Origin of the sequence: Halococcus sediminicola, assembly GCF_000755245.1 — an archaeon.
Taxonomy (GTDB): Archaea; Halobacteriota; Halobacteria; order Halobacteriales; family Halococcaceae; genus Halococcus; species Halococcus sediminicola.
This window is the reverse complement of the sequence record NZ_BBMP01000011.1, coordinates 92,471-106,876: the sequence shown is the minus strand read 5'-3', so window position 1 is coordinate 106,876 and position 14,406 is coordinate 92,471. Positions and strand designations below refer to the sequence as shown.

General features: G+C 64.7%; 12 protein-coding genes and 1 tRNA gene. 8 read left to right on the top strand and 5 right to left on the bottom strand.

Annotated elements, in window-relative coordinates:
* Positions 1–61 precede the first annotated feature (61 nt).
* The 3 genes from ACP97_RS07690 to ACP97_RS07680 form a co-directional block, all read right to left on the bottom strand.
* Positions 62–1,828, bottom strand: a complete 1,767-nt coding sequence (locus tag ACP97_RS07690) for a cbb3-type cytochrome c oxidase subunit I (protein ID WP_049997322.1) — start codon at positions 1,826–1,828, stop codon at positions 62–64.
* A gap of 136 nt (positions 1,829–1,964) precedes the next feature.
* Positions 1,965–2,345 carry a DUF6684 family protein gene (locus ACP97_RS07685; RefSeq protein WP_049997256.1) on the bottom strand — a complete coding sequence of 127 codons (381 nt, stop codon included), beginning with the start codon at positions 2,343–2,345 and terminating at the stop codon, positions 1,965–1,967.
* A gap of 64 nt (positions 2,346–2,409) precedes the next feature.
* Positions 2,410–2,814 (bottom strand): DUF7541 family protein, encoded by a 405-nt coding sequence (locus ACP97_RS07680; RefSeq protein WP_049997255.1) that lies wholly within the window; start codon positions 2,812–2,814, stop codon positions 2,410–2,412.
* Positions 2,815–2,930: 116 nt separating this feature from the next.
* Between ACP97_RS07680 and ACP97_RS07675 the strand changes: the two genes are divergently transcribed.
* Positions 2,931–3,785, top strand: coding sequence for a cytochrome c oxidase subunit 3 (locus tag ACP97_RS07675; protein WP_049997254.1), 855 nt, complete (start codon positions 2,931–2,933; stop codon positions 3,783–3,785).
* Between the two features lie 24 nt (positions 3,786–3,809).
* On the opposite strand, the gene ACP97_RS07670 is transcribed toward ACP97_RS07675, so the two are convergent.
* Positions 3,810–4,952, bottom strand: coding sequence for a CBS domain-containing protein (locus ACP97_RS07670; protein ID WP_049997253.1), 1,143 nt, complete (start codon positions 4,950–4,952; stop codon positions 3,810–3,812).
* A gap of 134 nt (positions 4,953–5,086) precedes the next feature.
* Here ACP97_RS07670 and ACP97_RS07665 point away from each other — a divergent pair, with 134 nt between their 5' ends.
* Positions 5,087–5,440: a lycopene cyclase domain-containing protein gene (locus tag ACP97_RS07665; protein ID WP_049997252.1), complete on the top strand. Its 354-nt coding sequence runs from the start codon at positions 5,087–5,089 to the stop codon at positions 5,438–5,440.
* Positions 5,441–5,588: 148 nt separating this feature from the next.
* On the opposite strand, the gene ACP97_RS07660 is transcribed toward ACP97_RS07665, so the two are convergent.
* Positions 5,589–5,663, bottom strand: a tRNA-Val gene (locus ACP97_RS07660).
* Between the two features lie 130 nt (positions 5,664–5,793).
* Here ACP97_RS07660 and trpD point away from each other — a divergent pair.
* The 6 genes from trpD (at position 5,794) to ACP97_RS07630 (ending at position 14,394) form a co-directional block, all read left to right on the top strand.
* Positions 5,794–6,813, top strand: a complete 1,020-nt coding sequence (gene trpD / locus ACP97_RS07655) for an anthranilate phosphoribosyltransferase (protein ID WP_049997251.1) — start codon at positions 5,794–5,796, stop codon at positions 6,811–6,813.
* Positions 6,810–7,448: a phosphoribosylanthranilate isomerase gene (locus ACP97_RS07650; protein ID WP_049997250.1), complete on the top strand. Its 639-nt coding sequence runs from the start codon at positions 6,810–6,812 to the stop codon at positions 7,446–7,448. Before trpD ends, ACP97_RS07650 begins: the two co-directional genes overlap by 4 nt.
* Positions 7,448–9,019 (top strand): anthranilate synthase component I, encoded by a 1,572-nt coding sequence (gene trpE, locus ACP97_RS07645; protein WP_049997249.1) that lies wholly within the window; start codon positions 7,448–7,450, stop codon positions 9,017–9,019. The genes ACP97_RS07650 and trpE overlap by 1 nt, the downstream gene beginning before the upstream one ends.
* A complete protein-coding gene (gene trpG, locus ACP97_RS07640; RefSeq protein WP_049997248.1) occupies positions 9,016–9,651 on the top strand; it encodes an anthranilate synthase component II in 636 nt (211 codons plus the stop codon). The genes trpE and trpG overlap by 4 nt, the downstream gene beginning before the upstream one ends.
* A gap of 35 nt (positions 9,652–9,686) precedes the next feature.
* Positions 9,687–11,000 carry a hypothetical protein gene (locus tag ACP97_RS07635; protein WP_049997247.1) on the top strand — a complete coding sequence of 438 codons (1,314 nt, stop codon included), beginning with the start codon at positions 9,687–9,689 and terminating at the stop codon, positions 10,998–11,000.
* A gap of 319 nt (positions 11,001–11,319) precedes the next feature.
* Positions 11,320–14,394, top strand: coding sequence for an adenosylcobalamin-dependent ribonucleoside-diphosphate reductase (locus ACP97_RS07630; protein ID WP_049997246.1), 3,075 nt, complete (start codon positions 11,320–11,322; stop codon positions 14,392–14,394).
* Positions 14,395–14,406 lie beyond the last annotated feature (12 nt).

Here is a 14,406-nt window from a genome sequence, read left to right as displayed (position 1 = left end):
CGTCGCTACCAGTTGAACGATCGACGAACCGAGCGGGTTCGTGGAAAATCGGTGACCGAAGCTACTCGGTCGAGTCGACGTTCTCGCCGCCGTCGGTTCTGGCTGCGTCCTCCTCGCCGCCGTCGGCGATGGCCGTCTCCAGGCGGCGTTCGTTCCAGCCCCATTCGTTGGTGAACTGGTTGGTCTTCTTGAGGTCCCACGGGTCGTTGTTGTCGACGACGGGCCCCTCGTACCACGACTGGAGCATGTTCCAGACGAAGATTATCTGCCCGACCAGCAGGATGAACGCCCCGAGAGTCGTCAGCTGGTGGAGAATCGTTATCATCTGCTGGGGACCGACCTCGAAGGTGTAGGTCGCATATCGGCGGGGCATGCCGAGATAGCCAAGCAACAGCATGGCGAAGAACGTGAGGTTCGTCCCGACCATCGTCAGCCAGAAGTGCCACTTTCCGAGGCGTTTCTGGTACATCTTGCCGGTGAAGATGGGGAACCAGTAGTAGATGCCGGCGAACGCCGCAAACCCGATGAGCCCCATGACGATGTAGTGGAAGTGGCCGACGATGTAGTAGGTGTCGTGCAACACGAGATCGACGGGGATGGCGGCGACGAAGATGCCCGTCACGCCGCCGAAGATGAAGTTCGACACCGCACCGATACAGAACAGCATCGGCGCGGTGAGTCTGAGATTGCCGCCCCAGAGCGTCGTCGTCCAGTTGAACACCTTCACGGCGCTCGGGATGGCGATGGCCAGCGAGACAGCCATGAAGCTCGCGCGGATGCGGGGGTCGATACCCGTTGCGAACATGTGGTGTGCCCACACTCCGAACGAAAGGACGCCGATGGCCAGCGTCGAGTAGACGACGAACTTGAAGCCGAAGAGTTTGCGCCCCGCGAACTTCGGGAGGATGAGACTGATCAGCCCCATCGGCGGGAGCACGAGAATGTACACTTCGGGATGGCCGAAGAACCAGAAGAGGTGCTGCCAGAGGATGGCACCGCCACCCTCCGCGAGGAAGAAGGTCGTCGCGAAGTTGCGATCGAGCAGCAACATGATGATGGCGCTGCCCAGCAGCGGGAACGCGAAGAGGATCAGTCCCGACTGGGTGAGCATCGTCCACGAGAAGATGTCGAGGTTCGCCCAGTTGACGTCGCTATCGCGTTCGGTGAAGATGGTGGCGATGAAGTTTATCGCCCCCATCGTCGCCGAGATGCCGGTGAAATGCAGCCCCAACAACATGAAATCGACGCCGAGACCCGAGACCCCGCCTTGGGTGCCGGTGCCGACGCCGGCCGACAGCGGCGTGTACATCGTCCACGCGGTCTGTGCCGGCTGGATGTCGGTGAACGGCACGACCAAGAAGCCGCCCCAGATCAGTAGTGCTCCCGGCGGGAGCATCCAGAACGCGATGGCGTTGATGCGCGGAAAGGCCATGTCGTCGGCCCCGATCAGGAGGGGAATGAAGTAGTTGCCAAAGGCCGCGAGCATCGGCGTCCCGAACAGGAACAGCATCGTGATGCCGTGGCTGGTCAAGAGTGAGTTGTAGAACTGCGATCCGATGATGTCCTCGGCGGGGGCGAGGAGTTCGGTCCGCATCAGCACGACCATGATACCGCCGACGGCGAACGCGAAGATCGCGTAGGCGCCGTAGAGAATCCCGATGTCTTTGTGGTCGACGGTCGTCAGCCAGCGGATGAGACCGCCGGGCTTCTCTTCGTGCGCGTAGCCGCTCTCCTCACCGACGGCACCGCCGCCGGCGAGGGGCGTATACGAGCGCCAGTCCTCGATGCGGCTGAGCCAGACGGCCACGCCCGCCAGGAACAACCCCATCAACGCTGTCAACACTAACTGCGCTTCTACCATGCACTGTGGTGGAACCCACAGGGTAAAGAATCCTTAGATTCCGGCTGCCCCGTGGTCGCCGACCGTGGGACGACGGCAGCGTGTATCGACGGTGACGGGGGAGCTACGCCGACGAGTTTTCGCCGTTTTCGTCGGTCGCCTCGCCGTCGCTTTCGTCGTCCACGGAGCCGCTCTCGGGATGCCCGTCGCTCGTTAGTTCGTTCTCGACGCCGCTGTCGAGAGTGGCGTTGCCCGCCGACAGCTCGCCGGCGGTCGTCCCACTCTCCTCGTCCTGTGCGACCGCTCGCCCGGAGACGAACGTGACCAGCGCGAGGACGGCGAACGGGACGACCAGCAGTCCCATGCTGATGAGAGCGACGAACGGGTCGAACCCCCAGGGGTTGACGATCAGAAACACGAGGACGAAGAAGGCGAGGATTCCGAGCGGAACGATGTTGACCGTGAGGTCGAGGAGCGTCTCGCGGTCGAACGTGCGCTCTGACATGAGTGACGGGTTCGACGGGCCGGATAAATAGGTTGTCGGTTCCGACGGGGCGACGCCACACGACTCAGACGGATTCGCTCTCGACGAAGCGCCCGCCGGCCCCGACGGCGACCGCGACGACGCCGGCGATGAGCAACTCGACGCCGCGGGCGACGATGCCGTTTGGCTGGCCGATGACGCCCGCGAGCGCATCGAGCGTGACGCTGTCGAGTTGGGTCACGGTGAGGAGCGCGCCGAGTACACAGAGCACGGCACCGAGCCCCGCCAGCAGGTTCCACGGGCGCTCGGCGTAGCCCGATTCGAGGATGATGCCGGCGATGGCTCCGACGAATAGGAGCAGTCCGCCGACGGCGACCGCGAACACGTTGAACAGCAAGCCGAGTTCCGAAAACACCAGTCCGAGCACGACGATGAGCGGCCACGGACTCGACATCCGGTACTGGTCGCTCAGTCCTGGCTGGTCGTCCATACACACCGATGGGCCGCGAGCGTAACAAACCCATCGAAAGTCAGCCCGTGCCGAACGACGGGCGCGTGCCGAGCGGTGTAAGAGGGTTTTTAATCGTCGGTGTGCAACCGGCGCGTATGGGAACCGCCGACGACACGAGCGAGGGAGAGGGACATCACCTCCCGGCGACCGAGGACTGGCCGCGCGGGTTCGGCGAGGCGAGCTGGTGGCCGTTCATCGCCGCTGCGGGCGCGGCCGGGCTGTATCTCGGCGCGGCGCTCTTCTTCCTGGGCCGCGGCGACATCGGACTCGTCCCGGAGTCGGCCGGGCCGCTGGTGTTCATCGCCAGCGCCGGTCTCTTCCTCTTTGGACTGTTCGGCTGGCTCTATCACGCCTTCATCGCCGACTACTGGGCGCGCGGCACCGACAGCCACGGCGCGGGGACGCTTCGCTTCGGCATGCTGCTGTTTTTGGGGACTGAAATCGCCACCTTCGGAGCCGGCTTCGTCTACTTCTTCTTCATCCGCGTGGGCGAGTGGTCGACGGCCGGTCAACCCGAGCTGCTCGGGTCGCTGGTGCTCATCAACACCGTCATTCTGGTCGTCAGTAGCTTTACGTTCCACTTCGCCGAAGTCGCACTCCGCAACGAAAACCGTGGTCGCTTCCTCGGCCTGCTCGGGACGACGCTTCTCTTAGGCATCGTGTTCATCGGCGGGCAGGTCTACGAGTACTACGAGTTCATCGTCCACGAGGGCTTCACGCTCACCTCCGGCATCTTCGGCAGCGCCTTCTTCAGCCTCACCGGTCTCCACGGACTGCACGTCACGATGGGTGCGATACTCATCGGCATCGTCTTCGTGCGCGGGTTGGCCGGCCAGTACTCCGCCGAGCGCCACACCTCCCTGAGCACGGTCTCGATGTACTGGCACTTCGTCGACGTGGTGTGGCTGTTCCTCGTCGTCGTGTTGTACGTCGGCGGTTCGGCGGCCTGAATCGACAGCGTGGAAAAAGAGCGGTCAGATCTCGTTGAGCTTTTTGAGGATCTGCCCGCGGCGCTGTTCGTCCGCTCTGATGCCCTTGCGTTCGAGGACGTTCCGTTCGAGTTTGTCCAGCGCGACCCGGAAGGCGCTCTCGGCGCCGTAGCCCTCGCCCGTGCCGGCGACTTGGCCCTGATTCGTCCGGAGGCGAATCTGGCACTGGATCAGCGGCGTCCCACGGAGTTTCTCCTTGTGTTTGTGGAATCGCACGTGGGCGTGGTGGACCTGCATCTCCTGGAACTTGTCGGTGACCTGTGTGACCGACTCGCGCAGCGACTCGCGGGTGATGGTGTCGAGCAGGTCGATATTCGTTATCTGGACGTCCATGTGGTCCTCCTCGGTGAACGTCAGCGCCCGGAGCACGTCGGTCTTGGTGAGGACGCCGTCGATGGTGCGGTCGTCTTCCGGGGACGTGACGACCAAGCCGTTGTAGTCGCTGTCGAGCATCCGCGTGACGGCCTCGCGCACGGACTCGTCGCGCGAGGCGGTCTCGACGGGCGAGTTCATCAGGTCGTAGACCGGGATGTCGAGCATCCTGTCCGAGTCGCCCGAGCGCTCGCCCTCGGTCGGCTGGTCCATGTTGCGCACCACGAAGTCCACGAGGTCGTGGGTCGTGACCACGCCGGTGAGATAGCCCGCCTCGTTTTCAACTGGGAGTCGGGAGATGCCGTGTTCGCGCAGGAGGTTGATGGCTCGGCCCACGCGAGTGTCCTCCGAAACGGCGATGACGTCGTCGGTGTATATCTGTGAGACGACGAGCGCGTCGAGGTTGTCGAGGACTGCCTCCAGGATGGCGTCGGCGGTGACGATGCCCCAGAGGGAATCGCCCTCGAAGACCGGCGCGACCTTCGTGTTGCCCTCGACGAGCATCCGCGCGACCTCCCGCACGTCGGCCGTGCGTTCGACCTGTGGAGCGGAGGTCATCAGCGCGTTCGCCTTCGTCGAGTCTTCGACGTGTGATTGCATCAGCGAGCGCTGGGTGATGACGCCGACGTACTCACCGTCGTCGGTCACGATGAGGCCACGCGGGTTCTCATCCTCGAAGCGCGCCCGAACCTTTCCGAGGCGCTGGTCGGCGCTCACTTCGGCGTGGTCAGTGGTTGCGATATCGGCAATATTCATGTTCCCACTCCACACCCTTCGACGGCGGGGCTAATCAACACTTTGCTCAAAACCATCGCTCGACCGATATTTTCGTCGTCGAGCATCCCGAAACCGACCGTGGATACTTGTCGCTCGCGCGCCTACCCACGGAGATGTTGCCGGACATCGGGGTGTTCGGCCCGTACACGTACCTCGTGACCGAGGTCGTCTTCGGGTCGGCCGCGCTCGCGCTGCTCACCTACACCGGGTCACTCAAACGGGCCGCCCGAACAGTCGTGGCGCTCTACCCGATCGCGTACGTTTGGGACTGGTACACCCTCCATGTGGGCGTCTTCGAGATCCGACTGCGCACCGGCGTCGATCTCTTGGGTATTCCTATCGAAGAACACATCTTCATGATCGTCGTGCCGGCGCTTGTCGTCGGGATTCACGAACTCGTCAACGGCGTGGCGACCGCCGAGGACGCGGCGGTTTCGGACGGCCAGCGAACCGATCGCGCCGATTGAGTACGGCGTGAACGATAGAACCGTGAACGACCAGCGGGAGCGAGCGGGCCGACGAGTGATCAACGGGAACGAGGAGGCCTTTGGTCCAGATTTTGCCAGCGAGCGAGCGACCGTAGGGAGTGAACGAGCGCAGCAAGAGGTGGGTGAGTGGGTTCGGGCGGATTTGAACCGCCGGCCTCCTCCATGTCAAGGAGGTGTCATAACCAGCCTAGACCACGAACCCTGCCTGTGTCTTCGAGTGTGCCGCGGGTACAATTGAACGTTTCGGAACGGACGGGATGGACGGCCGCTGACGGTAGGTTTAAGTCGATGTACGTATTTGTGCATTACAACGCGAATCAGTACATCCGCACATGCAAGAGTACATCTCACGAGTGGCCGACGGCGAGGATCTCTCGCTTGCGGCCGCGCGCACGGCGGCCACGGAGATCTTCGAGGGAGCGACCGAAGCACAGATGGGCGCGCTGCTGGCGGCGCTGCGGACGAAAGGTGAGACCGAGACCGAAATCGCCGGCTTCGCCCAGGGCATGCGCGCGGCCGCGCGCACCATCGAGCCGGACTGTCGGCCGCTGGTCGACACCTGCGGAACGGGCGGCGACGACTACGATACGATCAACGTCTCGACGGCGAGCGCGGTCGTCGCCGCCGGATCCGGAGTGCGAGTTGCAAAGCACGGCAACTACTCCGTTTCCTCGTCATCGGGGAGTACCGACGTGCTCGAAGCACTTGGCATCGATGCGGACGCCGAGCCGGCGGCTGTCGAGCATGCCATCGAAGAGCGGGGAATCGGCTTCATGCATGCGCCGGTGTTCCATCCCGCGATGAAGGCGGTCATCGGCCCGCGCAAGGAACTCGGCGTGCGGACGATCTTCAACGTGCTCGGCCCGCTGACGAATCCGGCGGGGGCCGATGCCCAGGTCGTCGGCGTCTACGACCCCGATCTGGTGCCCGTGCTCGCCCGCGCGCTCGCCCAGCTCGGGGTCGACCGCGCGCTCGTGGTGCATGGGTCGGGTATGGACGAGATCTGTATCCACGGCGAGACGCGCGTCGCCGAGGTCAGTCGTGGTGAAATCGAGGAGTACACGCTTACGCCCGACGCGCTGGGTTTCGACACGGCCCCGGTCGCGGCGGTCGCGGGTGGCACGCCCACCGAGAACGCTGCCGACCTCCGAGGGATCGTCACGGGCGACATCACGGGGGCGAAACGGGACATCGTACTTGCAAACGCCGGCGCAGCGGTCTACGTCGCCGGCGTCGCCGACAGTATTCGGGAGGGTGTCGAGCACGCTCGCGAGGCCATCGATACCGGCCGCGCCGGCGAGAAACTCGCCGCGCTGCGCACGGCCGAGGCGGTCGCGGGTGAGGGCCGATGACCCGAACGAAACTCTGCGGGCTGACCAGCGAGCGCGACCTCGATGCGGCCATCGACGCCGGCACGGACCTGGTGGGATTCGTCTCGGGCGTGCCAATCGAGACGCCGCGGGAACTCGCGCCCGCCCGCGCCGCTGCGCTCGTCGAACGCGTTCCCGAGACTGTCACGAGCGTGCTCGTCACGATGCCGGAGACGCCGGAAGCGGGTACGGAACTCGTCGAGCGAGTCGGGTCCGATGCGATCCAGGTCCACGGCTGCTCCTCGGACGAAATCGATGCACTCGCTGAACGCATCGCCATCCCGGTGATTGCGGCCGTCGATGCGGCCGACGGAAATCTCGAAAAATACGCTACCGCCGCGGACGCGCTCGTGCTCGACTCGACCGACGAGCAGGGTGCTGGCGGCACCGGCGAGACACACGACTGGTCGCGCGCACGGGAGGTCGTCGCCGACCTCGACATCCCCGTTCTGCTCGCGGGTGGTCTCACGCCCGCAAACGTCGCCAACGCGGTCGAGGCGGTCGGACCCTTCGGCGTGGACGTGTCGAGCGGGACGGAGCGGAGTGCGGGCGAGAAAGACCACGCGAAGCTCCGGCGGTTCGTCGAGCGCGCCCGCGGGGAGCCGGTGAGTGCCTGATGGAACCGACCCTGAACCCCGGCCGCGAGCGCTTCGTCGAACTCGCCAGTGACCGGACTCGTCCGGCGGTCGTCCGCACGGTCGCCGCGCTCGATACGGACGTCGACCCGCTGGCGGCGTACGCGACGCTCGCCGACGGTGCGAACCACACCTTCCTCCTCGAAAGCGCCGAGAAGGTCGCCTCCAGCGACCCCGATGGGGCGTTCGCACCGAACGAGGAAGACGGCCACGCGCGCTACTCGTTCGTGGGCTACGATCCGGCGGCGCTCGTCACCGTTGGCCCGGACGAAACGAACGTCGAGTGCTTCACCGAGCGGTATCGGGACGCGTTCGACAGCGACACGGGCGACGTCCTCGACCGACTTCGCGGCGCGCTGCCCGACGCCGACCGCGTGAATTTTTCTGATACTGACCGCCAGCAGCTCGACGGCGGTCTCGTCGGCTATCTCGCCTACGATTCGGTCTACGACCTCCATCTCGACGAGGTGGGTCTCGCCCGCCCCGACTCGCCGGTGCCCGATGCGCAGTTCGTGCTGACCACCAAGACCGTGGTGTTCGACCACGCATCCGATGAGGTCTCGCTCGTGTTCACGCCGCTCGTCAGGCCCGAGGACGACCCACACGCCATCTACGACGCGATGGAAGCCGAGGTCGCGCGCGTCCGCGAGGCGATTTCGGACGCCGCAGTCGAAACAGGTGGGTTCGAGCGCCGTGATGGGACTGCCGGCTCGCGCGAAGCCTACGAAGAATCCGTCCGTCGGGCCAAAGAGCACGTCCTCGACGGGGATAGCTATCAGGTGGTGCTCTCGCGCGCCCGCGAACTCGTCGGTGAGATCGACCCGCGCGGGCTGTACGCCGCCCTGCGCGACATCAACCCCTCGCCGTACATGTACCTGCTCGAATACGGCGACCGTTCGGTGGTGGGGGCGAGTCCCGAGACGCTGGTCTCCGTTCGTGGGGACGAAGTCGTCTCGAATCCCCTTGCAGGAACCTGTTCTCGGGGAACGAGTCCCGTCGAGGACCGCCGGCTCGCGGGCGAACTGCTCGCCGACGAGAAGGAGCGCGCCGAGCACACGATGCTCGTCGATTTGGCGCGCAACGACACCCGTCGGGTGAGTCGGCCCGGTTCGGTGCAGGTCGCGGAGTTCATGACCGTCCTCAAATACTCTCACGTCCAGCATATCGAGTCCACGGTCACGGGGGAACTGGCCGACGACGTGGATGCGTTCGACGCGGTGCGTGCGGCCTTCCCGATGGGGACGCTCTCGGGCGCGCCGAAGGTCCGCGCGATGGAGATCATCGACGCGCTCGAAGCCACACCCAGGGGCCTGTACGGCGGCGGCGTCGGCTACTTCTCGTGGGACGGCGACGCCGACGTCGCCATCACGATTCGGACGGCGCTGGTTGAGCACACGGGGACGGAAGACCGCATCACGGTGCGGGCGGGCGCGGGCATCGTCGCCGATTCCGACCCCGAAAGCGAGTACGCGGAGACCGAACAGAAGATCGAGGGCGTGCTCACCGCGCTCGACCGCATCGAACGGCCCACGGTGGCGGAGCCATCCCGATGACCGCCCTACCGACCGACCCCGACGATCGCCCGCACGTCCTGTTCGTCGACAACTTCGATTCGTTCACCTACAACCTCGTCGAGTACGTGAGCGAACACGCGAACACCGAGGTCGTCCGCAACACGGTCCCGCTTGCGGACGTGCGCGCCGCCGACCCGGATGGTATCGTGGTCAGTCCCGGTCCCGGCCATCCAGAAAACGACCGCGACGTGGGCGTCACACTGGATGTCCTTCGGGAGGTGAGTCCCGACGTGCCGACGCTCGGTGTCTGCCTCGGGCTTGAAGCGGCCATCTATGCCTACGGTGGGGCGGTCGGTCGCGCACCGGAAGCCGTGCACGGCAAGGCGTTCGCCATCGACCACGACGGTTGTGGCGTGTTTGCGGGGCTAGCACAGGGCTTTCGGGCCGGGCGCTATCACTCGCTGATCGCCACCGACGTCCCGGATTGCTTCGAGGTGAGCGCGCGCACCGAGGACGGTCTCGTGATGGGGGTTCGTCACCGCGAGCATCCGATCGAGTGCGTGCAGTTCCACCCCGAGAGCGTGCTCACCGGGGTGGGTCACGATGTGGTTCGGAACTTCCTGACCGCGGTCGAGCGCGAGAGCAGGACGGTGGCGAACGCGAATCAGTAGGGTTAACCCGGTCAGCCACGCACTCGGGACAACTCATGCGTTCGCCCTCTCGCAAGCGTCTCGGTGCGTGGCTTTTGATACTCGCGGTCGTCATCGTCGTCGGTTCGCTCGCGGTGAGCGCGGCGACCGCCCCCAGCACCAGTGGGAGCGACGACGACTCCACCCGAGGGGCCACCATCGTCGGGATGCAGTCGGAAGGGGCGGTCGCCCAGTTCGGCGCGAACGGCGACGTGGACTGGGTCGAACGTGGCGAGAACGTCGATTACTTCGACGTGACGAAACTCGACAACGGCACGGTGCTCGCGGGGTTCATCGCCGAAGGTCAGCAGTCCTGTGGGGAGTACGAAGCACCTTGTTCGCGGACGGGCTACCGACTCATCGACCCCAAGCCGGAACCGCGCATCATCAACGAGTGGTCGTTTCCCGTCCAGACGAAACTCAACAGTGAGGTCCACGACGCGAACCTGCTTCCCTCCGGCGAGATCGTGATGACCGACATGGACGCAGAACGCGTGTTCACCGTCGCGCCGAACGGCACGGTCACCTGGGAGTGGAACGCGAGCGCGTTCTACGACGCGCCGCCGGACCCGACCCAGACCGACTGGCTCCACATCAACGACGTCGACCCGATCGGCGACGGACGATTCATGGTCTCGGTCCGCAACGCCAACCAACTCCTGATCATCGAGCGCGGGCAGGGCGTCGTCGACGTCATCAACGAGGACACCGAGCGAGGAAACGACGAGAACTGCAAGGCAAACAACGGACTCGCCGACTACAGCAACGACAGCGCGGGCGACGTGCGTTGTGGCGACCCCGAGTTGATGGACCACCAGCACAATCCCCAGTACTTGGGTCCGGGGGCGATCCTCGTCGCCGACAGCGAGAACGACCGCGTGGTCGAACTCCACGAGCGAAACGGCAGTTGGGAGGTCGCGTGGGGCGTCAATTCCGCTAACGGTGTCGGCTTCGACTGGCCGCGCGACGCTGATCGCCTGCCCAACGGCAACACGCTCATCACCGACAGCCGCAACAACCGTGTCGTCGAGGTCACGCCGGAGGGCGAGACCGTCTGGAGCGTCGACACCGGTATTTGGCCGTACGACGCCGAACGGCTGCCGTACAACGAACTGCTCGACGACGACCGCCTGCCGCGGATGAACGGCACCGGCGACGCGCCCGGCGTGAGCGAGAACACGTTCCCGCTGCTCGGGCAGGCCCACGCCGGACTCTCCTACGTGGTGTCGCTGCCGGTCTGGTTCCAGCCGTGGCATATCGGCGCGCTCGCACTCGGCATCGTGTTCGCCCTCGTCGGCGGCGTCCTGGTCTGGAGCGGCCGGCGGCGATAACGGACTCACGGCGAAGCGACCCCTTCGCGCTTCGAGTGGAACCCGTCTTCCCTCTACGCATTTCTCGTACCGCTATCACTTCCACTCCGCACTGGGTACGCTTATGACCCTCCGGGGACTACGAATCGATGGACATTCAGAGATCGTCGAGTAGTGCCAACAGCGTACTCAACCTCACTTGTAAAAAGTAAACCCAAGGCGGATAATTTATTTAGGTCGGCGGAGAACAGGGAGTCCGTCACCGAATGACCGATTTTACACCACACCGAAAGGGGAGTTTTGCCCGTCAGCGCCCGCACGCTGCCGGAGGGGACGGTCGATGAGCCGCGCGGACCGATCGGCCGACGAGGTCGTTTTGCCCGTGAAGCGCACCGACGGCGACACCTTGGAAGAACGCCTGACTGCGAACGCCTACGAGAACATCCTGCCGGCGCGCTATCTCCGGAAGGATTCGGATGGCGAACTCGTCGAGACCCAGGAGGACCTCTTCGACCGCGTGGCGAAAAACGTCGCGCTCGCCGAGGCGGTCTTCGAGGCCGACCGGCAGGACGTCGACGTTACCGTGACACCCGACCAGCTGAAACCCGACCACCCGCGCCGCGACGACCTCGCGAGCGAGGTGTTCGGGAAGGGGACGACCGCGGACGCGGCTGCGGAGACCTCCCTCACCCGCTACAACGTCAACAAGTTCGCCTACGAGACCGTGGTGCCCGAACTTCCCGATGGGGTCCGCGACCACGTCGAGGCGACCGCCGAGCGGTTCCAGGACTCGATGGAGAACCTCTCGTTCGTGCCGAACTCGCCGACGCTGATGAACGCGGGCGACGAACTCCAGCAGCTCTCGGCGTGTTTCGTCGACTCGCCGGCCGACGACATCGACGACATCCACGAGACGGCCAAGGAGGCCGCCCAGGTCTTTCAATCGGGTGGCGGGATGGGCTACGCGTTCTGGAAGCTCCGGCCGTACGGCGACGCCGTGGGATCCACGGGCGGGATCGCCTCCGGTCCCATCACGTTCATGCGCACCTACGACCAGATGTGCGAGACCATCGCGCAGGGCGGCGCGCGCCGCGGCGCACAGATGGGCGTCATGCGCGTCTCCCATCCCGACGTCATCCAGTTCATCCACGCGAAGAACAAGGACGTCTCGCTGGCACACTCGCTGCGACTGAACGACCCCGACGACTTCACGCATACCCAGTTCGTCGACGCGCTCGAAGAGGCCCGCGAACTCATCGACGACGAGGGGAGAGTGCCGGAACACCTCCGCAACGCCGTCGAGGGCCACCTCTCGAACTTCAACATCTCTGTGGGCGTCACCGACGCCTTCATGGAGGCGCTCGAAAACGGCGAGGAGTTCACCTTCACCAATCCCCGTACTGAGGAACCGCACATCGCCACGGCCGAAACGAAGGAACTCTACGACTGTTACGGTCTCGGCGAACACGTCGAGGTCGGTGAAGAACTGTCGATCCCGGCCGCCGCGCTCTGGGAGCACATCGTCGACGGAGCCTACCAGAACGGCGAACCCGGTGTCATCTATCTCGAACGGGTGAACAAGGAACACTCCTTCGACGTCGAGGAACATCCCGATCACGAGATCCTGGCGACGAACCCCTGTGGCGAGCAACCCCTCGAAGAGTACGAAGCCTGCAATCTCGGCCACATCAACCTCTCGACGCTTGCCGCGAGCGACGCGCCGGACTGGCGGGTCTGGTCGGACGAGCACGTCGACGAGTACGACAGTCAGGCGGCGGCGATGGACGCGTACCTGGACGAGGCCATCGACCACGAAGCGTTCAACCGCCGCATCGAACTCGGGACACGATTCCTCGAAAACGTCGTCACGATGTCCGACTTCCCGGTCGAGAAGATCGAGCAGAAAGTGAGGGAAATGCGCAAGATCGGACTGGGCGTCATGGGGCTCGCCCAACTCTACATCCAACTCGGTGTGCGCTACGGCTCCGAGGAAGGCAACGAGATGGCGCGCCAGTTGATGACCCACATCAATCATGGCTCAAAGCACGCCTCCCACGAACTCGCCGAGGTCCGGGGCAGTTTCGAGGATTGGGAAGATTCGAAGTACGCGAACCCCACCGCATACCGCGAGTGGTTCGAGGCCCAAACCGGCGAATCGGCCGACGACTGGGCAGATGGTTACCCGGTTCGCAATCACAACACGACGACCATCGCACCCACGGGGACGACCTCGATGGTCGGCAACACCACAGGAGGGTGTGAACCCATTTATAATGTCGCCTACTACAAGAACGTCTCCGACGACGTGCAGGGCGACGAGATGCTCGTCGAGTTCGACGACTACTTCCTCAGGGTCTTGGAGGCCAACGACATCGACGTCGACGAGGTGAAACGCGAGGCCCAAGACCAGATGAGTAGTAACGAGTTCGACGGCGTCGAGGGACTTTCGACCGTTCCGGCGGCCATCGGCGAACTGTTCGTCGTCACCTCGGACCTTTCGGGGATCGAACACGCTGGCGTGCAGGTGGCCTGTCAGGCCGGTGTCGACAGCGCCATCTCGAAGACCTGTAACTTCCCGAACAGCGCCACGAAGGCGGATATGGACGAGGTCTATCGCTACATCTACGACAACGGTGGCAAGGGCGTCACCGTCTATCGGGACGGCACGCGCTCGAAGCAGGTTCTGACGACCCGCGCGGACAACGCCGAGTTCGCCGACGACGAGGAGGCCGCGGCGGTCATCGCCGAACAGATCGAGGAGACCTTCGGTGGGCTTGCCGACTTTCTCGACCACGAGGACGTCCGTGCGGCGCTCGACACCGACCTCGCGGGCGAGCAGCCGACCTACGCCGCAAAGCAGCCCCGGCCGGACGTACTCCACGGGATGACCCAACGCATCGACACGGGGTATGGAAAACTCTATGTCAACATCAACGAAGACGAGCGGGGCAGACCGTTCGAGTTGTTCGCCAACATCGGTCACTCGGGCGGGTTTACGAACTCCTTCACCGAGGCGCTCGCCAAAGTCATCTCGACGGCGCTGCGCTCGGGCGTCGATCCCGAGGAGATCGTCGACGAACTCGACGGCACCCGTAGTCCGAAGGTCGCGTGGGACAAGGGCGAGCAGATCCAGTCCATCCCGGACGCCATCGGCACCGCGATGCGCCGATATCTCGACGGCGAGATCGAGAAGACCTACCCCCAACAGCGCAACCTCGCCGAGATCGCCGACGAGGAGGGTGAACCGGAAGCCGACGGCGGCGTAGCGACCGAACACGAGTCGGCCGGCAAGAGCGACGCGCAGGCGCTCATCGACAACGGCGAGAGTCCCGAATGTCCCTCCTGTGGGGCGTTCACGCTGTACTACTCCGAGGGCTGCAAGACCTGCGAGTCCTGTGGCTGGTCGGAGTGCTGAATCCGAGAATCA